Source organism: Bradyrhizobium sp. BRP19 (assembly GCF_020194195.1).
In the GTDB taxonomy this organism is placed as follows: Bacteria; Pseudomonadota; Alphaproteobacteria; order Rhizobiales; family Xanthobacteraceae; genus Bradyrhizobium; species Bradyrhizobium yuanmingense.
Genome location: NZ_JADYVZ010000002.1, coordinates 468182 through 490005 on the forward strand (window position 1 = coordinate 468182; position 21824 = coordinate 490005).

Sequence of the window (21824 nt, forward strand, 5' to 3'; positions counted from 1 at the left end):
AGTCTTTCTTTTAAGCTTAAAGGATTGAGGGAGCCGGTGGATTGGGCAGCGACCGCTACGAGGGTACAGGGTGGGCAAAGCGGAGCGTGCCCACCATCTTGGTTCATCCGAGAGAAAGGTGGTGGGCATGGCGCAAGTGCGCCTTTGCCCACCCTACCGCAGTGGCGATGGGGAGACCGCTACGCCTTCTCCGCGCCGCACCATTCCGCGATGAACAGCGCCATCGCCTTGGTCGCCTTCTTCAATGACTCCAGGTCGACGAACTCGTTGAAGCCGTGCATCTCGCCTCCGCTGGCACCAAAACACAGACTCGGGATGCCGTGATTGAGGCCGTAGAAGCGCGTGTCGGTCAGCGCCGTGAAGACGAGGTCCTCTGGCGTACCGCCATAGACCCTGTTGAAGGCCTTCCCGAACGCAGCCTCGGGCTCCGCGGCGTTGGTCAGCTCATAGCCTTCCGACAGGAAGCCGGACCATTCGACCTGCGGCGGATTGTTGGCGAGGAAGCGGTGATTGCGCGAAGCGGCGGCGACGCAAGCCATGATCTCCTTCTGGTGATCGGCGATCGACCAGCCCGGCAACACCGCAATCCGGCAGTCGACATCGCACCAGGCCGGTACGCTCGAGGCCCAGTCACCGCCCTTGATGATGCCGGCGTTGAAGTTGACGGGATGGTCGATCGTCTTGAAGTGACGGTCGGCCTTGGCCCGCTCGTTCCATTCGATCTCGAGCTTTTGCAGCGCCTGGATCAGGTGATATGCCGCCATGATCGCGTTCGCGCCGGAGCCTGCGAAGGCAACGTGGGTCGGATACCCCTTCACGCGGAGGCGGAACCAGATCACGCCGACCTGGGAGCGCACCATCTTGCCGCCGGTCGGCTCCGGAATGAAGCAGGCGTCCGCGCGATAGCCGCGTTGCAACGTCGAGAGTGCGCCGACACCGGTGCTCTCCTCCTCGATCACCGATTGGAAATGGATCCGCGCCGTCGGCCTGAAGCCCGCGGCCTTGATCGCGTCCAGCGCATAGAGCGCACCGATCGTCCCGGACTTCATGTCGCAGGCACCGCGGCCGAACATCTTGCCGTCCTTGATGACCGGCGCGAATGGCGGCGTTTCCCACAATTCCAGCGGACCGGCCGGCACCACATCGCAGTGCCCTTGCAGGATCAGCGACTTGCCGCCATTGGTTCTCGGACGGTAAGTTCCCACCACGGATCGCGCCTTCGAGAAGTCGTGCTCGATCGGACCGAAGCCGCGCAGATCCTTCAAATCCTCGACGTCGATATGCCAGTCGTCGACCTCGTAGCCACGTTCGCGCAGGAGATCGCCGATCATGTCCTGGCATGGTCCCTCCGCCCCGCGGGTCGAAGGGATCGCGACGAAATCGCGGGTGGTTGCGAGCTGAGCCTCGAAGCCGCTGTCGACGGCGTCAAGAATCCTCTGCTGCGTTTCGGCATTCATTCGGGCGACTCCAGACATTCCAATGGTCCCAGGGAGCGCGCAAACTAGCCGATTTCAGCCGTTCGGGTACTCCAGAAAATATGCATCCCGCAATGCATCTTCGAGCAGCCGGCCTTCGGAATAGCCGTTCAGAGTCGCAGGCCGGCTGACACCATCGAGCAGGCGCGGGCACGGTTCGGGGGCGCCGAGCACGGTGCGGACCGGAATGCGCTCCGCATAGATCGGCAGCGCATAGTCCTCGTCATCGTCGGCGACGCCCTTGGCGCGGATCTTGGCCGAGGCTTCCTCGATTTCCATTGCGATGAAGGACGTCGCCTTGATTTCCTGCGTGGTGCTCTGTCGCAGGCCGGCGGTGCGATCCGGGAAGAAGCGATCGACCATGGCGATCACCGCGCGCTCCTTCTCATCAGGATCGGTGACGAGATAGGCCGTGCCGAACGCCATCACGGCGCGGTAGTCGGCGGAATGGTTGAAGCCGCAGCGTGCCAGCACGAGGCTGTCGAGATGGGCGACCGTCAGGCAGACGCGCTCGCCCTTGCTCTGGTTGCGCAGCATGCGGCTGGCGCTCGATCCGTGCCAGTACAGCCTGGTGCCCTCGCGCCAGAAGAAGGTCGGCGTGCAATAGGGCTGGCCGTCGATTGCGTAGGAGACGTGGCACAGCATCGAAGAATCCAGGATGCGATGAACCGTGTCGTGATCATAGAAGCCGCGGTCGTGCCGGCGCTTCACCTGGTTGCGTGCCGATGTCGGATAGGAATTCGAGGTCTCGGTCTGGCTCACGGCCGCTCCTGCTCGGATGGAAGAAATCCGGAGCAGTTGTAGCGGCGCATTTGGTCTGCGATAGTTCCAATTCCATGCAAAAAATTCCGACCAATTCGTCGTCCCGAACCAAGCCCGAGCTTCCGCTCGACCTCAGCGGCCCTCACGTCACGGCCGGCGCTTCCGCCGCGCACCGGCTCTATCAGGCGCTGTGCGAGATGATCGTCTCCGGCCTGGTCAGGCCGGGCGAGCCGCTGCCGCCGTCGCGGACGCTGGCCAGGCAGACCGGATTCCGCCGCAACGCCGTCGTCACCGCCTATGAGCGCCTGATCGCCGACGGCTTTGCCGACGCGACGGTCGGCTCCGGAACGTTCGTCGCGGCGCGTATACCCCAGCGCGCCGCCGAGCCGAACAAGCCGAAGGTCGTTCTCGAAGCGCCAAAGCAAGGCGCGTTTGCGCTTGGCTGCACCCATATCGACGAACGCGCCGTGCAGCGTTTTCGCGCTTTCGTCGGCCGCCGCATGCGCGCATTCGGAACCGAGCACCTGCATTATGGCGACCCTCGCGGCAGCCGCGAGCTGCGCGTGGCGATCGCCGACCATCTGTTGTCGGCGCGGGGGCTGCGTTGCGATCCCGACCAGATCATGCTGACCTCGGGCACGCTGCACGCGCTGCGCATCGTGCTGAGCGCGATCCTGAAATCCAGCGACCAGGTCTGGTGCGAGGACCCGGGCTATCCCGCCGCGCGAAAAACCATCGTCCATTGCGGTTATCGCACTGTGCCTGTCGCGGTGGACGAGCACGGGATGCGCGTCGCCAAAGGCCGCATCGCGGCACCGTCCGCCCGCGCGGCCTACGTTACGCCGTCGCACCAGTTTCCACTTGGCGTGCAGATGTCGATGCCGCGACGGCTCGAGCTTCTGGACTGGGCCAAACTGGCCGGCGCATTCGTGCTCGAGGACGATTACGACAGCGAGTTCCGCTATGACGGCGCGCCGCTGATGTCGCTCGCCGGCATCGATCGCCTCCAGCGCGTGATCTATCTCGGCACCTTTGCCAAGACGCTGTTTCCGGGCCTGCGCATCGGCTATTGCGCGCTGCCCGAACGCCTGATCGCGGACGTGACGACGGCGCGGGCGGCGCTCGACCGCTTTCCCGGCACGCTGATGGAGGGCGCGGTGGCGGACATGCTCAATTCCGGCGCCTTCGCCGCGAATCTGAAGCGCGTGCGGAAACTCTATCGCGAGGCGCGCGACGTGCTCGCCGAGAGGCTGGAAGTCGCATCCGGTGGCGCGCTTTCGGTGCCGGTGCCCTCACAAGGCCTGCATCTTGTCGCCCGGTTCGATCCTGCCGTCGATCCGGCGGTGGCGGCGCTGGCCAAGCAGGCGGCCGGCGCCGAAGGCTGGCTATTGGCCGACACCTATTCGCGCGGGCGTCCCCTGCCCGGCTTCGTGCTGGGATTTTCCGGACATCCCGTGCCGCAGCTCGTGGCGTCCGCGGAACGTCTCGCGAGGGAATCGCGCGCAGCCTTGGCCGCAAAGGGAAAACCGGCCCGCCGGGCCTGACGAAGCTTCACTATCAGAATCGCCCGCCGCTCCCTAGATTGCGGCATCGATTCCGGGACCTCACATCATGCTGCTGCGCCACGCGACCTGCCTCTCGCTGCTGATCTCCATCGCGCTTGTCTCGACGGCACCCGCTGCCACAGTCGGACGCGAGCAGGACATCGGCGATCTGAAGCTCGGCCAGCGCGTGCTCGTGGATGACGGAACCTGCCCCGCCGGTCAGCTCAGGGAAGTGCGCGGCGCGAAGATGACCGACAAGGGAGTCTCGCGCACGAGTTCCTGCGTGCCGCGGCACGGACCGAAAACGAAGTAAGGATCCGGGACTATTTCGCCGGATCGAACATGCACTGCAGGGTCGGTTTGGCGATCTTGGTGAAGGTCGGGCCGATCTCGCTGTGCTTGGAGGCCGGTACCCAATCGGTCTCGATGGTGGGCACGCCGGTCTCGCTGATGCCGCGCAGCAGCGCTTCGCGCAGATCGCGATCCTCGACGGCCGCGGCGGCGTGATCGTGCAGGCAGCCGCAGACCGCTTCCGGATGCTGCCAGCGCCCGAGCATGTGCGGCGCACACTGGCGCACGAATTCGCCACGCGGATCGGGTAGCCTGGAAGGTGAGCGGACCTGCGCCTGAACGGAGCTGATCGTCAGAAGGGACACGAACGCTGCGGCGCAGAGACGAAGCAACATGATAGTTTTGCCGGCTGTTTCGTTGTGTGCAGTCAGAAGCGCGCGGCGACCATGATCGGCTGAGCGGCCGGAACCGCAACGGGCGAGCCGCTGTACTGGAAGGTACCGACACCGGGGAGATTGCCGTCGGGCGCACCCGCCAACGAGGAGCCGGCGAGCACGAAACCGAAAGCAAGGATGAAGCTGAGCGCGCGCATGATCTGTGTCCCAATTCGATTGCCGGCGGTGCGCCGTCGTCGTTATCAGCCTGATAACCATGGGCGGTTTCGCGCGTGATGCGCGAAAAACTTAAAATGGTTTCGTCTTCGTGAGAATTGTTTCGTCCCGGCCACGGCGACGAAACAATTCTCGGAAAATGCCAGTTATTTCAGATAGGTCTGGCGGCAGGCCAAAGTCGCCTGCCAAGTTCCGGCGCCGGCACGGACGTGCACCCCGCCCAGGCGTTGTCACGCGGCCGCCGCGCACGCTTCACATGCATTTTACGTTTTTCTGCTGAAAGGGCGGCAAAAGAAGGCTGGATCCTGTCGAACCGGAATTGGTTCAGCAACGACCCAAGCCATCGAAACCGAGACGCCCGGATCATCGGGCGCATTCACGTGAGGGATGGCCATGATGGCGGGAAATCGCGCAACGCCGCGCGATGAAAATCCACCGACGGAGCGCGCAGATCAACCGATCATTCGCGGCAGCACCGGCGCAATGGCGCTGCAATCGAGCCGCGGCCTCGAGGCGGCGCCGCAGACGTTCGTGCGACTGACCGGATCGCGCCTTGCGACGCCGCGCGATCGCCGCCGGGTGAACGCGAGCGCGTTGCAGGAGTGAACGCGGAGCGCCTCATTGCGTGAAGAACTCGCCGCACTTCTGGACGTTTGCGTCCGCCGGTCCCCACGGCATGATCGGCACGGTCGAGGTCGAGTTCTTGGGCGAGCCTTCGATCAGCTTGTCTGAATAGACCATGTAGACCAGCACGTTGCGCTTGGCGTCGCAGCCGCGCACGATCTGCATCTTCTTGAAGAACAGCGACCGGCGCTGGCGGAACATGTCGTCGCCCTGCTCCATTTTGTGCTTGAACTTGACTGGGCCGACCTGGCGGCAGGCCAGCGAGATGTCCGAGACCTCCTCGGCAAGGCCGAGCCAGCCTTTGAAGCCGCCCTTCTCCGGCACCGTGAAATGACAGGCGACGCCTTCGACTTCGGGATCGTCGAGACCATAGGTCGCGAGCTTGTCGTTCGGGCTCATCCATTTGAACACGGTAGAGCGGCGGAAGATCAGATCAGGTTCGTCGGCCGCAGATGCCGACGCCATTGGCGCGGTCAGAGCCAGGAGGAATAAAGCGAGGCCTTTCAGACGGATGCTCGAAAGACCGGGGAAACGAGATGACATGAAGTTCTCCGCTAACAAGTCCCCGCAATGTAGGAACGCAAGCGGCGGTCAGGAAGGCGGCAGAGGAGCGGACCCGGCCGCCGTTTACCGCTCCGTGAGGCTTTTTTGCTACGCCTTGGACAAAAGTAGCTGATGGCAGAACCGCGCTGCTGGTGAACGCGTATCCCCTTTGCGAGACTAACGTCTGATTTGGATAATGGATTCGAGGATGAACAGCGTGAACGGGTGGGGTTCGCCTGCCAAGCCGGCACGGCTGTGGCAGGTCGCCATGTTGACGGCGGCGGGTGCGATCGGCGCAACCAGCGAAGCAAACGCAGCATTTTATTACTGGACGGACTATTCCGACCGGCCCTACTACGCCCGGCCGAACCGGCTTCCCGAAATACCGCGCCAGAAGCCGCAAAAGCGCGGCGCCGCAAGCAAGAAGGACGTCGTTGTCGAGAAGGAAGCCGGCACCAAGCCGCAAGGGCCACTCGTCATTGTCGTCTCGATCGACCGGCAGAAGATGACGGTCTACGACAAAGCCGGCGTGTTCGCGGAATCACCGGTGTCGACGGGCATGAAGGGCCACTCGACGCCGATGGGCGTGTTCAGCATCATCCAGAAGCACAAATTCCACCGTTCCAACCTCTATAGCGGCGCGCCGATGCCGTACATGCAGCGGATCACCTGGTCCGGCGTCGCGATGCATGCTGGCGCGCTGCCGGGCTATCCGGCCTCGCATGGCTGCATCCGCATGCCCATGGCGTTCGCGATGAAGATGTGGAACTGGACCAGGATGGGCGCGCGCGTGATCGTGGCGCCCGGCCAGGTGTCTCCGCAAAGCTTCTCCCATCCCGTGCTCGCCTCCATGCGCGTGCCGCCGCAGCCCGCCGCGAGCCTCGCGCCGCAGACCAATGTCGCTGACAAGGCCGATAAGGGCACGACCGAAGCCAAGCCGGTCGAGACCAAGACGGCCAGCGCCGACAGCGTGGTCGAGCTGCGCACCTCGGTCGGCCACACCGTGTTGTCGGACGTGACCACCGGCCATGCGGCTGCGCGCGAGGAAGCCGCGGCGACGGCCGACGAGGTCAAGACGGCCGAAGCGGCCAAGCCTGCGTCCGAAGACGCCGCCAAGCCGGCGACCGAGAACAAGCCTGCCGACAAGGTCGACCCGGTCAAAACGGAAGCCGCGAAGGCACCCGATGCGCCGGCGCTCGCCACCGCACCCGATGCAAAGAAGGACGAGGGCCGCCTCACCGATCCTGCGCCGGCGGCAAAGCCGGACACACCCAAGCGGGCCGGCCAGATTGCCGTCTTCATCAGCCGCAAGGATTCCAAGCTCTATGTGCGGCAGAATTTTGCGCCGCTGTTCGAGGTGCCTGTCACGATCGCCGCGAGCGACCGGCCGCTCGGCACGCATGTCTTCACCGCCGAGCTCGACAAGGCCGATGCCAACACGCTGCACTGGTCGGTGGTGTCGCTGCCCGTGTCCGCCCGTTCCGTGGCGCGCGAGGACGACAACCGCGTGGCGCGCCGCCAGCGCGGTGCCGCCGTGATCCCCGTCGCCGCAAAACCGGTGGTGACGCCGGACAGCCCAGCCGAAGCCCTCAACCGCATCTCGGTCCCCACTGAGACCATGGCGAAAATCAACGAGATGCTGACGTCAGGCGGCTCGATCATCGTCTCCGACCAGGGCATCAACCAGGGCGAGACCGGCGAAGGTACCGACTTCATCGTCCGCCTGTACTAGCTCTCTCGCAGGACCGATAACGCGGTGTTGACGCGCGAGGCCGCAGTGGCGGAGTAATCTGCCCTCGGATCATCTCGGGGGACGCCGTCATGATGAATCGCAGAACCGTGCTGAGCGTCACGCTTGCGGGCGCGTTCGCGCCTGTCACGCGCGCCCTCGCCGATGGCGCCATGAGCCGGATCTCGGCCTACGCCTTCTCCTTCCCCGCATTGTCAGGCGACGACATCCGCCTCGCCACGTTCACCGGCAAACCGCTGCTGGTGGTGAACACGGCCTCGCTCTGTGGCTACACGCCGCAATATGCCGGCCTGCAGGAAATCTGGAACGAGTTTCGCGGGCGCGGGCTCACCGTGATCGGCGTGCCGTCCAACGATTTCGGCGGCCAGGAGCCCGGTGGCAGCAGCGAGATCACGCAGACCGCACACCACCAATATGGCGTTACCTTCCCGATTACGGCCAAGGCTGCGGTGGTCGGTGCGCGGGCGCATCCCTTCTACAAATGGGCCGCGGAAGCCCGACCGAAGGAAGTTCCGCGCTGGAACTTCCACAAATACCTGATCGGCCGCGACGGCTATATCGCCGAGGTATTTCCATCCGCCGTCGAGCCGGCCGACACGCGGATCAAGACCGCCATTGCAAGGGCCCTGGCCGACACTTGACTCACGTGCACGACTCAAGTGCACGCCATCCGGCTGGGCACAATTGCGACGCGGCATCAAACAGCCGTTGCAATGGCGATGGCCCACCATCTAGGCTAGGATTGTTTTGGGCAGGACGGTTTTTGCCGCAGGCGAAAAGCCACGGCGGAACAACGGGATCAATCTCGAGGGACATCACCATGCGCGTGGCGGCAGGACTGATTTTAGCAGGTGCGATGTCGGTGGCGCTCTCCGGCGCCGCATGGTCGCAGACGCCGGCCGCGAAGCCCGCGGCCGCACCGCAAGCCGCGCCGGCGGCAACACCAGCGGCTGCAACATCCCCTGCAGCTCCAGCGCCCGCAGCAGCGGCTGCGGCGCCAGCGGGCTTCGTCAATCCGCCCCCGCCGAAACAGCCGCCGCAGCCGGCCCGCGCGGCCTGCAACACGCCGGGCGCCCTCGGCGTCGCCCGCACGGTCGAGATCGACACCACGGGCGGTCCCGGCTTCGGCTTCGAACACTTCAAGGAGCTCGACTTCCTGCGTGACAAGGAGGTCGTGCTGACCTTCGACGACGGCCCCTGGCCGCGCAACACGCCCGCGGTGCTGAAGGCGCTCGCGGACGAATGCACCACCGGAATCTTCTTCATCATCGGCAAGCACGCGACCTACGAGCCGGAGGTCCTCAAGCAGGTCTACGCAGCCGGCCACACCGTCGGCGCCCACACTTGGTCGCACGCCAACCTCAACAACAAGAAGCTCAACGAAGCGCAGCGCAAGGACGAGATCGAGAAGGGCTTTGCGGCGGTGAAGTGGGCGCTCGGCGGCATCTCGCCCGCGCCGTTCTTCCGCTTCCCGGCGCTGCAGCATCCGCCCGAGATGGTCACCTATCTCGGCAACCGCAATGTCGCGAGCTTCTCCTGCGACATCGACTCGTTCGACTTCAAGGCTTCCAAGCCCGAGAAGATCGTCGAGACCGTGATGAAGAAGCTCGACACAAAGGGCAAGGGCATCATCCTGATGCACGACTTCCAGAAGCACACCGCGGAGGCCCTGCCCGAGCTGCTCAAGCGGCTGAAGGCCGGCGGCTACAAGGTGGTCGCGATGCGCGCCAAGTTCCCGGCCTCGACGCTGCCGGAATACGACCAGGAGCTGCTCAAGGACCTCAAGCTGCCGACGGTGAGTCAGCGCCCGGTCAATTCGGTGGTGACCACCGTTTCCGAATAGCCGTCGCACTTGTCTTTCCGTATCGAAGGCTACGTCATCGTCTCCGCGGACGGCATGCTCGCCGATCCGTCGCACATCATGCCTGAGACGTTGAAATTCGAAGGTGACAAGCGGTTCTTCGAGCAGGCGCTCGATCGCGCCGCGCTGATCGTGCACGGCCGCAACTCGCACGAGCAGCAGCCGAATTCGGCCAGCCGCAAGCGGCTGATCCTGACCCGCAAGATCAGGGACCTCACCGTCTATCCCGAGATGCCGAACGCGACGCTGTGGAATCCTGAGCATGCGAGCTTCGAAGAGGCCTGCGCCTTCGCCGACGTCGCATCCGGCATGGTCGCCATCATCGGCGGCCCGGTCGTGTTCGACCTGTTCATGGACCGCTACGACACGTTCTGGCTGTCGGAGGCTCCGCATGTGCGGCTGCCCGGCGGTGAAGGCTGCTTCGTCGGCGTACCCCAGCGGACGCCTCACGAGGTGCTGGCTGCGCGCGGGATGAGGCCGGGTGCGCCCTACCTCCTCGACGCGGCGCATGAGGTGACCGTGACCCCGTGGCGGCGGGGGTAGCCTGCCGGCAGTGGCGGCGCTTACGCCGGCTCCGACTCAAACTGGAAAAACAACCCCATGCACAGTACCGGCAACATCATACCGTTGGACATACTGTTGATGTGTCGCGTTAAAATTGGTCCCGCCGCCGGCCAGCGCAAAGCCGGCTAGCATATTTGCCGAGACCCGAAAATCGGCCCCGACGGCGGTCGTGGCGCTATAGCCAACGTCCGAGGCGCGGCGTCAATACGGGCCAACGGCTGCGACACACCGCATCAATAGACTGAGACAAAAGAGCAAAAACTAACCCACGGCCAGAATGAGCGACGACTGCACGACGACTAGTCCGACGGACGCTTCCGGATTGAATGACGATGTCGCCCCGATATCGTCCCTGCTGCCGGTATTCGGCTTCAGCGCCGATCAGATGGAGACGGAGGCGAACATCGCAGCGTGGCGGGAAGCCGTCGCCACGCTGTTCGAGGTGGACGAGCTCGCGGCCGGCGAACCGGGCCCGTTTCGCGCCGACCTCAGCTCCTACGCCATGGGACCGGTGCTGATCGGGCTGAGCCGTGCCAGCGGCCAGCGTTTCCGCCGGACGGCCGAAACGATCGCGCGCAGCGGCGTCGACCACATCATCCTCCAGCTCTATCTGAAGGGCGGCTATGGCGGCGTTGCCGGCACACGGCCGATGCGCGTACGCGCCGGCGACATCTGCCTGTTCGATCTCGCCCAGGCGCTGGAGACCAAGGCGACGGCGTTCGAGAATGTCACGCTGGTCGTGCCGCGCCCGATGTTCGCCGCCCATCTCTTGCGGGTCGATGATTTGCATGGCCTGGTGCTGCCGGGCAGCAGCGTGATCGCGCGATTGCTGGCGGGGCATCTCACCGCCCTGTTCGAATTTGCCCCGCGCATGAGCCTCGACGAATGCCAATCCGTGGTCGAGGGCACGGTGTCGCTGCTGGCCGCGTGCCTTCGCAACGAAATCGAACGGGGCGAGGCCGATGCCGACCATGGCGTCGCGGCAAGCCCGTCCTTGATGCGGATCCGCCAATATATCGAGGCTGGCCTTGCCAGCGAGGATCTGTCGGCCAATTCGATCGCCGCCCATTTCGGCCTGTCCCGGGCCTCGCTGTACCGGCTGTTCGCCCCGGTCGGCGGCATCGCCGACTACATCCGCAGCCGCCGGCTGCACCGCGCCTTCTTCGACCTCGCCAATTCGGGCGCGCGGGGCCCCCGGATCAGCGAGGTGGCACGGCGCTGGCAGCTCGGCACCGACGCGCATTTCACGCGCTCGTTCAAGGCCGCCTACGGCATCACGCCCCGCGCCGCACGGGAGGCCGCCCTGCTCGGCCGACAGCGCGGCAGCGATGGAGCGAGCAGCGCGACGATTTCCCGCTGGATGCGCGAGATCGCGCCGCCGAGAGCGGAGTGACCGCTAGACGTCGCCGTAGGCCGCCTCGGCCGGACGCGTGGTGCGGCCATAGCCGATGATCATGCAGAGCGCGCCGATGATCGAGAGGTTCTTGAGCGCGTCGACCAGCATCTTTGCGTTGTCGGGCGCCGCCATGTTCCAAAAATCGTAGAACAGGACGGTCGCGACGGCGACGTAGACGATCAGCAGCATCGCGAAGAAACGCGCGCCGAAATTCAACGCGATCATCAGCCCTGCAATGATCTCGAGCCCGCCGATCGCGATCGCCAACAGCTGCGGCGTGGTCATGGCGGTCGCCGTCTCGACCTGCTGGGCATAAGGCGCGACGACATCGGGCACCACGAGCTTGGTTGCGATGACGTCGGCGGTGGCCTGGATGGCAAACAGCTTGGTCGCGCCCGTGTAGATGAACAGCACGGCGAACAGGATTCGCCCGAAAGTCACGAACGCTGGCATGATCGGCCTCTTGGCAAGCTCAGAGCGCAGAACGCAGAACGCTTGAAGGGGATTATGGAGAGTCGTGCGCCGGTTTACAAACGGGGAAATGGCGAACTGATAGGAATTCAAAATTGCCGGTCTCTTCCCTTCTCCCCCTTGTGGGAGAAGGTGGCTCGCCGCGAAGCGGCGAGACGGATGAGGGGTATCTATCGGCACGGGCAACTCGCGAGATCCCGACTCGCGGAAACAACCCCTTATCCGGCGCCACGGCCGAAGCTTCGCTTCGGCGTCGCTAAGAACGGCGGCCGAAGGCCGCCTACGCCACCTTCTCCCACAAGGGGAGAAGGATTGCACCTCCAGCGGCGCGACAGCGGTGCCTTACGTAAACAACGTCGGCTGCTGCCGCGAGGCGCGTTCCTGCGCTTCTACCACGGCCACGGCCGTCATGTTGAGGATGCCGCGTGCCGTCACCGAGGGGGTGAGGATATGCGCGGGGCGCGCCGGGCCGACCAGGATCGGGCCGACGGGCAGCGCGTCCGCGAGCGACTTGATCATCTGATAGGCGACGTTGGCGGTATCCAGGGTCGGCATGATCAGGATGTTGGCCTCGCCCTCCAGCTTGGAATGCGGCAGCACCATCCTTCGCGCAGCTGCGGAGAGTGCGGTGTCGCCCTGCATTTCGCCGTCGGCCTCGATCTCCGGATGCTTGTCCTTCAGAAGCTGGGTCGCCAGCCGCATCTTGCGTGAGGAATCGGTGTCGTAGCTGCCGAAATCCGAATGCGAGACGAAGGCGATCTTTGGCTTGATGTTGAAGCGCTGGACGTGGACCGCGGCGAGCGATGCGATCTCGGCAAGCTCCTCCGCGCTCGGATTGGGGCGAACTTGCGTGTCGGCGATGAAGAAGGCGCCTTTGCTGGTGATCAATAGCGCCAGCGCCGCATAGTCGCTGATTCCAGGCGAGAAGCCGACGATCTCGCGGACATGGCGCAGATGGCTCATGTAGCGGCCCTCGACGCCGCAGAGCATGGCGTCTGCTTCCCCGCGCGTGACCGCGAGCGCGGCGATCACCGTATTGTTGGTGCGCACCACGGTGCGGGCTGCATCCGGCGTCACGCCGCGGCGACCGGCGACCTCGACATAGGACTGCACGTAGGAGCGGTAGCGCGGATCGTCCTCGGGATTGACGAGGTCGAAATCCTTGCCGGCCCGGATCGAGAGGCCGAAGCGCTTGATGCGCGCCTCCACGACCGACGGACGGCCGACCAGGATCGGCCGCGCCAGCTTTTCCTCCAGCACGACTTGCGTGGCGCGCAGCACGCGCTCGTCCTCGCCTTCGGCATAGATCACGCGCACCGGCTGGGTCTTGGCCTTGGCGAACATCGGCTTCATGACGAGGCCGGAGCGGAAGGCGAAGCGCTCGAGCAGCGCGGTGTATTCGTCGAAATTGGTGATGGGGCGCGTTGCGACGCCCGATTCCATCGCCGCCTTCGCCACGGCCGGCGCGATGCGCAAGATCAACCTGGGATCAAAGGGGCTCGGGATCAGCGAGCCCGGACCGAAGCCCTGCGTCTCGCCGGTGTCGAAACCCTGCGCGACGGCATCCGACGGCGCCTCGCGCGCGAGCTGCGCGATCGCCTCGACGGCGGCCTGCTTCATCTCCTCGTTGATCGCGGTGGCGCCGACGTCGAGCGCCCCACGGAAGATGAAGGGAAAGCAGAGGACATTGTTGACCTGGTTCGGGTAGTCGGAACGGCCGGTGCAGATCATGGCGTCGGGGCGCGCCTTGCGCGCCTCTTCCGGCATGATTTCCGGCACGGGATTGGCGAGCGCCATGATCAAAGGCTTGTCGGCCATCGCCTTGGCCATCTCCGGCTTGAGCACGCCCGGCGCCGAGAGCCCGATGAAGATGTCGGCGCCGCCGATCACGTCGGCGAGCGTGCGCTTGTCGGTCTTCTGCGCATAGACCGCCTTCCAGCGGTCCATCGAGGTGTTGCGGCCCTCGTGCACGAGGCCGTCGATGTCGCAGACCCAGATGTTCTTGCGCTGCGCGCCCATTGAGACCAGGAGATTGAGTGTCGCGATCGCCGCGGCCCCTGCCCCCGACGCGACGATCTTGACCTCGGACAGCTTCTTGCCGTTCAGCCTCAAACCATTGGTGATGGCGGCGGCGACGATGATCGCAGTGCCGTGCTGGTCGTCGTGGAAGACCGGAATCTTCATGCGCTCCTTCAAGCGCGCTTCGATCTCGAAGCATTCCGGCCCGCGGATGTCCTCCAGATTGATGCCTCCGAAGGTCGGCTCCAGCGCGGCCACGGTCTCGACCACGCGGTCGATGGTGTCGGCGGCGATCTCGATGTCGAACACGTCGATGCCGGCGAATTTCTTGAACAGGACCGCCTTGCCTTCCATCACCGGCTTGGAGGCCAGCGGACCGATATTGCCGAGGCCGAGCACAGCGGTGCCGTTGGAGACCACGGCAACCAGGTTGGCGCGCGTGGTGAGCGTGGCCGCCTCGGCCGGATTCTTGGCGATCTCGGTGCAGGCCGCGGCGACGCCCGGCGAATAGGCCAGCGCGAGGTCGCGTTGATTGGCAAGCGGCTTGCTTGCCTGGATCTCGAGCTTTCCAGGGCGCGGCAGACGGTGGTAGGCGAGCGCCGCCTGGTGGAGATCATCAGAATAGGACGACATGCGGTGTCTCGCCTCGCGTTACCGGCCTCAAAAATGCGATTCGACGGCCCAAGCGGACCGTATTTCCGGGTCATGGAAACGGGATGAAGCACGGCCGAAGGCCCGGTGGCAACATCCGATTGCATCCCCGTCAACAGGGCGCGCCGTCAAATATTTGAAACCATAGCTTTCTCTGGACCTCGCGGCGTTTCGCGAATATGGCAGGTTGCGCGATCCAAAATCGGCAATCGGAGCTGGGAATGAAGCGAATCCTGATCGGCCTCGTCGTGGGAGCGGTGCTCGCCGCGGGCGGATGGTTCGGCTTCAATCTGTATGTGCAGAACCGGGCGACCGCCGAGGTCGAGGCGGTGTTCGCGCAGATCCGCTCGGGTGGGGGCAAGGCGAGCCATGGCAAGATCGGGTTCGAGCTCGCGACCCGGACGCTGACGGTGGAGGACATCAAAGTCGAGCCTGCCCAGGCGCAGCTCGCCACCTTGAAGGTCGCCAAGATCACGGCCGTCGGTGTGCGCCAGCCGGACGAGGCTCGTTTCTCGGCCGACAGCATCGAGGCGTCGGGCGTCGAGGTCGGCTTTACATCCACCGAGCGGATCACCGTGAAGGCGAACTACAAGCTCCCGCAGATCACCGCGCGCGATTTTTCCGGCCCGACCCGCGCAGAGGGCACGCCGGTGACCGGCTCGATTATCGACATGTACCGCTTCATCCTCGCGCAATACGCGAACATCTCGGCGTCGGAGATCGCGGTGCCGACCCTCGAGGTCAACGTCGATGCGGGCGGCAATGCCGGCGGCGGTGATTATGTCTATTCGGGCGTGTCCATCCAGAACGTCAACCGGGGCAAGATCGAAACGGCGAAGATGGACCGCGTCGCCCTTACGGTCGACCTGACCCAGCCGGGCAGGCCCGCGAAGATGACCGGCGAATTGTCCGGCCTGGCCATCTACGAATTCGACCCAACCGCCGTGAGGGCTGCGCTCGATCCGCAAGGATCGAACGACGACAATTTTCACAGGATCTATCGGCGCATCTCGGTCAACTCCTATGTCGTGACGGCGGCTCCCGGCATGCGCATGCAGGTGGACGGGTTCACCTTCGACGACATTGCCATCCGGCCCTCGAAATTCCGGCCGGCCGAGATCATCGCGCTGGTGCCGGCCGACGGCTCGATCCCAACGCCGGCACAGTCGCGTGACATGATCGAGAAGGTGGCCGACCTCTTCGACGGCTTCCAGATCGGCAAGGCCGAAATTGGCCGGCAAACGGCCGAGACGCCGCAAGGGACGGGACGGCTCGACGCGGTCAAATACGATCAGGACAGAATAACGCTGGAGGGCCTCGACATCCCGATGCCGCAGGGCCAGTTCAAGATGGACCGCTTCGCGTTGAAGTCCTTCAGCGTGGCAAATCTGATGCGCTGGGCGGCGAGTCTCCAAACGCCGGGACGGCCGCCCTCGCCCGATCAGATGGTCGGCCTATTCCGCGTGCTCCAAGGTGCCGAGATCAAGGGCGTGGTCTCGCCGTACAAGACGACGCGGCAGCTCTTCACCATCGATACGATCAGCCTGAACTGGGGGGAGTTCGTCGGGCCGATCCCGAGCAAGGTCAATCTGGTCGTGAAGATGGTCGCGCCGACCGATCCCGCCAATCCGGCGCTGCAGCCGCTGATCGTGGCAGGCGTGGACAAGCTGGCGATCGATCTGGATCTCGGCGCGGCCTGGACGGAATCGTCGGGCGCGTTCGCGCTCGCCCCCGCTACGCTCGATCTCGGCAACCTCGCCAGGCTGCAGACCCGCGTCGCGCTCGTCAATGTGCCGCGCGGCCTGTTCACGACCGACCCGGCGCAGGCGATGGGTCAGGCAGCGCTGGTCGAAACCGGCGCGCTTGAGGCCTCGCTGCGTGACGGCGGCGTGGTCGATCTCGTCGTGGCGCAGTTCGCACGCATGCAGAATGTCAGCCGCGATGCTGCCCGCAGCGCCATCGTCGCGATGATCAGGGCGCAAGGCGAGAAGATCGCAGGGACCAATAGCGATGCCAGGGGCGCGGTCGACGCGCTCGCCGGATTCGTGGAAGCGCCGGGGCAGACGCTGACCATCAAACTGACGCCCCGCGCCAAGGTGCCGTTGATGCAATTGATGCAGCTCTCGCAAACCGACCCGCAGAGCGCGCTGGCGCAGTTCAGGATCGAGGCCTCGACGGGGCTGTAGTTCGATCTCCCGGATGCGGCTCGGGAGGGCTTCAACTCGTGTCGTCAGTGAAGTCCCGTCGGTCCGGGGCGACCGGGCATGCAGTCTTTCATCGTTCCCCCCTTCAGGAGGCGGCAGTCCCAGTAAAAGTCGAGCATCATGCCGGCGATAAGGAGCGCAATCACTGCCAAGACTAGGGCGGCGACGCGACTGTTGCTCATTGAGCTCTCCGTCCACGACGCGACCTTAGATCGATGTCACGATTAACGTCAACTTGAACACGACGAAGACGAAAAGAGCAAGTTCACCGGAATTCTTGGGCCCCAGCTCAGCAGCGCATCACTCGCGTGCCGCGCTGCGTCCGGGGCACCAGACTAGAAACCGTCAAATTCACTTCTGCGGCAGGTTGACCCGCACATGCAGCTCGCGGAGCTGTTTTGTGGTGGCTTCCGACGGAGCGCCCATCAGGAGGTCCATGGCCTGCTGGTTCATCGGGAACAGCGAGATCTCGCGCAGATTCGTGGTGCCACAGAGCAGCATCACGATGCGGTCGACGCCGGCGGCCATACCGCCATGCGGCGGCGCGCCGTACTGGAAGGCGCGGTACATGCCGCCGAAGCGGTCGACCACTTCCTGCTCGCCGTAACCTGCAATCTCGAACGCCTTCACCATGGCTTCCGGCACGTGGTTGCGGATGCCGCCCGAGGCGATCTCGTAGCCGTTACAGGTGATGTCGTACTGGAACGCCTTGATCGTCAGCGGATCCTGCGACTTCAGCGCCTCCAGGCCGCCCTGCGGCATCGAGAACGGGTTGTGCGAGAAGTCGACCTTCTTGTCGTCCTCGTTGTACTCGTACATCGGGAAGTCGACGATCCAGGCGAGCTCGAACCGCTCCTTGTCGGTGAGGTTCAAATCCTCGCCGACCTTGTTGCGGGCGAGACCTGAGAACTTCCAGAACTTGTCGGGATCGCCGGCGACGAAGAAGGCGGCATCGCCTTCCTTGACGCCGAGCTGCGCGCGGATCGCGGCGGTGCGCTCGGGCCCGATGTTGTTCGCGAGAGGACCTGCGCCCTCGCCGCCCTCGCGCCACATGATGTAGCCAAGGCCGGGCTGGCCCTCGCCTTGCGCCCACGAGTTCATGCGGTCACAGAAGGCGCGGCTGCCGCCGCCCGGTGCCGGGATCGCCCAGACCTGGTTCTTGGGATCTTCGAGCATGCGCGCGAACACCTTGAAGCCGGAGCCGCGGAAATGCTCGGAGACGTCCTGCATCTCGATGGGATTGCGCAGGTCCGGCTTGTCGCTGCCGTACTTGCGCAACGCCTCGGCGAACGGAATCCGGCGCCAGCCCTTGGTCACCGGCTTCCCCTTGGCAAACTCTTCAAAGACGCCCGTGATCACAGGCTCCATCGCCGCGAAGACGTCTTCCTGCGTCACAAAGCTCATCTCGACGTCGAGCTGGTAGAACTCACCGGGCAGACGGTCGGCGCGCGGGTCCTCGTCGCGGAAGCAGGGCGCGATCTGGAAGTAGCGGTCGAAGCCCGACATCATCAGCAGCTGCTTGTACTGCTGCGGCGCTTGCGGCAGCGCGTAGAACTTGCCGGGATGGATGCGCGACGGGACGAGGAAGTCGCGCGCACCTTCCGGCGAGGACGCGGTCAGGATCGGCGTGTTGAACTCGAAGAAGCCCTGCCCCTCCATGCGCCGGCGCATCGACTTGATGATCTCGACCCGCGTCATGATGTTCTGGTGCAGCTTCTCGCGACGCAGATCCAGGAAGCGATACTTGAGGCGGATGTCTTCGGGATATTCCTGGTCGCCGAACACCGGCAGCGGCAGGTCGCCGGCCGGTCCCAGCACCTCGATCTCGCTGATGTAGACCTCGACCTTGCCGGTCGGCAGGTCGTCATTGTCGGTGCCATCGGGGCGGCGGCGGACCTTGCCGTCCATCTTGACCACGAATTCCGAGCGCAGCTTTTCGGCCAGCGAGAATGCCGGCGAGTCCGGGTCGACCACGCACTGGGTCAGGCCGTAATGGTCGCGCAGGTCGATGAACAGCACGCCGCCATGGTCGCGGACGCGATGGACCCAGCCGGAGAGGCGGATGGTCTCGCCGATGTTGCTCTCGCGGAGCGCGCCGCATGTATGTGACCGGTAGCGATGCATGGTCGTCCCAAAATCAATTTCGGAAGGAAGCGAATCGAACGGCCCGTGATGGCCGGTCCGAAGTTGCGGCAGGGTTTACCCCGGCAGGACGGGGGCGGCAACCAAGGGAACGGCCGGATTTGGACCTCAGATGCCCATTTTTGGCTTATCCGGGGACGAACCTTTGCCGATTGACGTTCCAGCCCTATCTTGAGGTCATGACGGTGCATTTCCCCTTCCAGAACTCCTATTCGGCGCTGCCGGACAACTTCTTCGCTCGCGTCGCGCCGACCCCCGTCGCCGCCCCCCGGCTGATCAAGCTGAACCGGCCGCTGGCGGTCCAGCTCGGGCTTGATCCTGATGTGCTGGAGACCCCTGATGGCGCCGAGATCCTGGCCGGCAAGACGGTTCCCGCCGGAGCTGATCCCATCGCCATGGCCTATGCCGGGCACCAGTTCGGGCATTTCGTGCCGCAGCTCGGCGACGGCCGTGCCATCCTGCTCGGCGAGGTCATCGACAAAGACGGCGTCCGCCGCGACATCCAGCTCAAGGGAAGCGGCCCCACCCCATTCTCCCGCCGCGGCGACGGCCGCGCGGCGCTCGGTCCGGTCTTGCGCGAATACATTGTCAGCGAGGCCATGTACGCGCTGGGCATCCCGACCACGCGCTCGCTCGCCGCGGTCGTTACCGGCGAGCATGTCATCCGCGAGACCGCGCTGCCCGGCGCGGTGCTGACCCGCGTCGCCTCCAGCCACATTCGCGTCGGCACCTTCCAGTTCTTCGCCGTCCGGCGCGACACCGAGGCGATCCGCCGGCTCGCCGACCACGTCATCGCGCGTCACTATCCGGAGCTGCTTCAGGCGGAGCGGCCGTATCACGCGCTGCTCGCCGCCGTGGTCGCGCGCCAGGCCGAGCTGATCGCGCGCTGGCTGCTGGTCGGCTTCATTCACGGCGTGATGAACACCGACAACAGCTCGATCTCGGGCGAGACCATCGATTATGGTCCGTGCGCCTTCATGGATTCCTACAATCCTGCCCAGGTGTTCTCCTCGATCGACGAGATGGGCCGCTACGCCTATGCCAACCAGCCGCGCATCGGCTTGTGGAATCTGACGCGCCTCGCCGAATGCCTGCTGCCACTGTTTTCGGACGAGCAGGAGAAGGCGGTGGCCGAGGCGCAGGACATTCTCGGCGCGTTCTCCGATCAGTTCAGCGCCGCCTATCAGGCCGGCCTGCGGCGGAAGGTCGGCCTGTTCACCGAGCGCGACGGCGACGATGCGCTGATCCAGGACCTGCTGGATGCCATGGCCAAGAACCAGGCCGATTTCACCCTCACCTTCCGCAAGCTGGGCGACGCCGCGGCCGATGAGGGCGCCGACGTGCGCGCGCAGTTCATGGAGCCCGCAGCCTTCGACGAATGGGCCGGCCGCTGGCGCGCGCGCATCGCGCTGGAGCCACAGAGCGCAGCCGAGCGGCAGGCCGCCATGCACGCGGTCAACCCGATCTTCATCCCGCGCAACCACCGCGTCGAGGCCGTGATCCAGGCCGCGGTGAACGACGAAAATTACGCGCCGTTCGAGGAGCTGGTGAAGGTGCTGGCGAAGCCGTTCGAGGACCAGCCGGAGTATGCAGCCTACGCCGATCCGCCGCTGCCGGATCAGCGCGTGTTGCAGACGTTCTGCGGGACGTGAGGCAAGCGGAATATGCATCCCGAATGGCGCCTCGAAGTGGCGGAACTACTTGTTGCCCGACGCTATTCGGAAGCGCTCACGCTGGTTCGCCAAGCGATCGAGGAAGGCAACATGTCCGCACGCGTGATTCTCGCGAAGATGGGCGAGAATGCAGGCCTCGTGCGTGATGAGGTCGATCGTCTGATCGATGAGGTCGAAACTACCATGGCCCCCGCAGACGTCGAAACGCATCTCGAATTGAGTAGCGCGTATGACCGAAGGCTCGGCAACCTCCCCTATCTCGAGAAGGACAGGCGGTGCTTCGACCACCTGCTGAAAGCGGTCGAACTCGGAGCCGGACCGGTTTACACGACCGCGCTGGCCATCAAATACGGGATGGGCACGCTGTCCGTTGAGGCCAATCAGGACGAGGCCGTCCGCTGGCTCAAACATGCAATCCAGCAAGGTAGCGTTGAAGCCGCCGATCAATTGCAGAGGCTCTATCGACACATCGAGCAAACGCGGCGCAAACGCGAGATCTCCGGCAGCAATGCGTCCGCCCACTCGGTCACTCTGGTCCAGCGAACTGAGAGCGATCGGTCGTGATCACGCAACTCCCGGACGACTTTCGGTTCTCCGGACCCGAAATGCCGCTCTGCTCCCTCGCAATTCGGATCGCAGACCTCGCAAAACGCTTCGGCTTCACGTTGATCCATTATCAGGACGACGGCCTCGGCTGGGCCGCCTCGATGTTCGTGAGGCTGGAATCCGGGCGGCCCCTCTTTCTGACCGAGCACGCGCATGCAGTCGAGCACCTCGGCGCAAAGGGCCCTGTGGTCGAGGTTGATGCGCAAGATATCGCGGAGATCGATGTCAAACCATTTGTCGGCGAAGTGTTGGAGGCTTTCCAGCTGTCACTCCAGGATGCCGACTGGATCACGCCGGTCGACAGGGCCTATGCGCGCGATTGGATCCGCTGGTGGGCCGACCATGTTGCGAAGCGAGATCGAGCGGGCAACGGAGAGTCGCCGACATGAATGATCCACTCACTGCCGACGAGATCGAGGCGATCAAAGCGCGATGCGAACAGGCTACCGCCGGTCCGTGGAAATCGTTCATCGAGACGCGCGAGAATATCAGCGGATCTGACTTCATCCAGACCGAAGGCGAGGATATTTACCTCACCGGCGCAACGGAAGCCGATCAGGACTTCATCGCTCACGCGCGGCAGGACATTCCAAGACTGATCGCCGAAATCGAGCGTTTGCGCACGATCGATCGTTAA

At 64.6% G+C, this 21824-nt stretch carries 21 protein-coding genes; 13 read left to right on the forward strand and 8 right to left on the reverse strand.

Annotated elements, in window-relative coordinates:
- Positions 1–179: 179 nt before the first annotated feature.
- Positions 180–1457: an ArgE/DapE family deacylase gene (locus tag I6F36_RS08010; protein ID WP_225171251.1), complete on the reverse strand. Its 1278-nt coding sequence runs from the start codon at positions 1455–1457 to the stop codon at positions 180–182.
- 54 nt (positions 1458–1511) lie between these two features.
- Positions 1512–2237, reverse strand: a complete 726-nt coding sequence (locus I6F36_RS08015; protein ID WP_025035905.1) for a pyridoxamine 5'-phosphate oxidase family protein — start codon at positions 2235–2237, stop codon at positions 1512–1514.
- Positions 2238–2311: 74 nt separating this feature from the next.
- Between I6F36_RS08015 and I6F36_RS08020 the strand changes: the two genes are divergently transcribed.
- Positions 2312–3781: a PLP-dependent aminotransferase family protein gene (locus I6F36_RS08020; RefSeq protein ID WP_225171252.1), complete on the forward strand. Its 1470-nt coding sequence runs from the start codon at positions 2312–2314 to the stop codon at positions 3779–3781.
- A 67-nt stretch (positions 3782–3848) separates the two neighbouring features.
- Positions 3849–4094: a DUF6719 family protein gene (locus tag I6F36_RS08025; protein ID WP_225114136.1), complete on the forward strand. Its 246-nt coding sequence runs from the start codon at positions 3849–3851 to the stop codon at positions 4092–4094.
- A 10-nt stretch (positions 4095–4104) separates the two neighbouring features.
- On the opposite strand, the gene I6F36_RS08030 is transcribed toward I6F36_RS08025, so the two are convergent.
- Together I6F36_RS08030 and I6F36_RS08035 are read right to left on the reverse strand one after the other, a co-directional pair.
- Positions 4105–4467 (reverse strand): hypothetical protein, encoded by a 363-nt coding sequence (locus I6F36_RS08030; RefSeq protein ID WP_036000421.1) that lies wholly within the window; start codon positions 4465–4467, stop codon positions 4105–4107.
- A gap of 32 nt (positions 4468–4499) precedes the next feature.
- Entirely contained in the window at positions 4500–4664 is a 165-nt protein-coding gene (locus tag I6F36_RS08035; RefSeq protein ID WP_167361658.1) for a hypothetical protein, read from the reverse strand.
- Positions 4665–5076: 412 nt separating this feature from the next.
- Between I6F36_RS08035 and I6F36_RS08040 the strand changes: the two genes are divergently transcribed.
- The gene (locus I6F36_RS08040; protein WP_036000463.1) at positions 5077–5289 is read left to right on the forward strand and encodes a hypothetical protein; all 213 of its coding nucleotides are present in this window, start codon (positions 5077–5079) and stop codon (positions 5287–5289) included.
- Between the two features lie 12 nt (positions 5290–5301).
- Here the strand turns inward: I6F36_RS08040 and I6F36_RS08045 are convergent, their stop codons facing one another.
- The gene (locus I6F36_RS08045; RefSeq protein ID WP_036000425.1) at positions 5302–5850 is read right to left on the reverse strand and encodes a CreA family protein; all 549 of its coding nucleotides are present in this window, start codon (positions 5848–5850) and stop codon (positions 5302–5304) included.
- Between the two features lie 208 nt (positions 5851–6058).
- On the opposite strand from I6F36_RS08045, the gene I6F36_RS08050 reads away from it, so the two are divergent.
- The 5 genes from I6F36_RS08050 to I6F36_RS08070 all read left to right on the forward strand — a co-directional run bounded on the left by I6F36_RS08050 (position 6059) and on the right by I6F36_RS08070 (position 11418).
- Entirely contained in the window at positions 6059–7582 is a 1524-nt protein-coding gene (locus tag I6F36_RS08050; protein WP_225114137.1) for a L,D-transpeptidase, read from the forward strand.
- Between the two features lie 89 nt (positions 7583–7671).
- Positions 7672–8241 (forward strand): glutathione peroxidase, encoded by a 570-nt coding sequence (locus tag I6F36_RS08055; RefSeq protein ID WP_036022762.1) that lies wholly within the window; start codon positions 7672–7674, stop codon positions 8239–8241.
- Positions 8242–8420: 179 nt separating this feature from the next.
- Positions 8421–9443 (forward strand): polysaccharide deacetylase family protein, encoded by a 1023-nt coding sequence (locus tag I6F36_RS08060; protein WP_036000479.1) that lies wholly within the window; start codon positions 8421–8423, stop codon positions 9441–9443.
- Between the two features lie 9 nt (positions 9444–9452).
- Positions 9453–10004 carry a dihydrofolate reductase gene (locus tag I6F36_RS08065; protein ID WP_225171253.1) on the forward strand — a complete coding sequence of 184 codons (552 nt, stop codon included), beginning with the start codon at positions 9453–9455 and terminating at the stop codon, positions 10002–10004.
- Between the two features lie 298 nt (positions 10005–10302).
- On the forward strand, positions 10303–11418 hold the full coding sequence (locus I6F36_RS08070; RefSeq protein WP_225146678.1) for a helix-turn-helix domain-containing protein: 1116 nt from the start codon (positions 10303–10305) through the stop codon (positions 11416–11418).
- A 3-nt stretch (positions 11419–11421) separates the two neighbouring features.
- Here I6F36_RS08070 and I6F36_RS08075 read toward each other — a convergent pair whose 3' ends face one another.
- Both I6F36_RS08075 and I6F36_RS08080 read right to left on the reverse strand, forming a co-directional pair.
- Positions 11422–11874, reverse strand: coding sequence for a DoxX family membrane protein (locus tag I6F36_RS08075; protein ID WP_036000486.1), 453 nt, complete (start codon positions 11872–11874; stop codon positions 11422–11424).
- A 360-nt stretch (positions 11875–12234) separates the two neighbouring features.
- Positions 12235–14544 (reverse strand): NADP-dependent malic enzyme, encoded by a 2310-nt coding sequence (locus tag I6F36_RS08080; RefSeq protein ID WP_225140286.1) that lies wholly within the window; start codon positions 14542–14544, stop codon positions 12235–12237.
- Positions 14545–14783: 239 nt separating this feature from the next.
- Between I6F36_RS08080 and I6F36_RS08085 the strand changes: the two genes are divergently transcribed.
- The gene (locus I6F36_RS08085; RefSeq protein ID WP_225146677.1) at positions 14784–16748 is read left to right on the forward strand and encodes a hypothetical protein; all 1965 of its coding nucleotides are present in this window, start codon (positions 14784–14786) and stop codon (positions 16746–16748) included.
- A 369-nt stretch (positions 16749–17117) separates the two neighbouring features.
- Here the strand turns inward: I6F36_RS08085 and aspS are convergent, their stop codons facing one another.
- Entirely contained in the window at positions 17118–18890 is a 1773-nt protein-coding gene (gene aspS / locus I6F36_RS08090) for an aspartate--tRNA ligase (protein WP_225171254.1), read from the reverse strand.
- A 197-nt stretch (positions 18891–19087) separates the two neighbouring features.
- On the opposite strand from aspS, the gene I6F36_RS08095 reads away from it, so the two are divergent.
- Genes I6F36_RS08095 through I6F36_RS08110 form a run of 4 tightly spaced genes read left to right on the forward strand, consistent with a single transcriptional unit; the run spans position 19088 to position 21824 of the window.
- Entirely contained in the window at positions 19088–20560 is a 1473-nt protein-coding gene (locus I6F36_RS08095; protein WP_225149516.1) for a YdiU family protein, read from the forward strand.
- A 12-nt stretch (positions 20561–20572) separates the two neighbouring features.
- The gene (locus I6F36_RS08100; protein WP_225114143.1) at positions 20573–21145 is read left to right on the forward strand and encodes a hypothetical protein; all 573 of its coding nucleotides are present in this window, start codon (positions 20573–20575) and stop codon (positions 21143–21145) included.
- Positions 21142–21576 carry a hypothetical protein gene (locus I6F36_RS08105; RefSeq protein WP_225114144.1) on the forward strand — a complete coding sequence of 145 codons (435 nt, stop codon included), beginning with the start codon at positions 21142–21144 and terminating at the stop codon, positions 21574–21576. The genes I6F36_RS08100 and I6F36_RS08105 overlap by 4 nt, the downstream gene beginning before the upstream one ends.
- Positions 21573–21824, forward strand: a complete 252-nt coding sequence (locus tag I6F36_RS08110) for a hypothetical protein (RefSeq protein WP_225114145.1) — start codon at positions 21573–21575, stop codon at positions 21822–21824. The genes I6F36_RS08105 and I6F36_RS08110 overlap by 4 nt, the downstream gene beginning before the upstream one ends.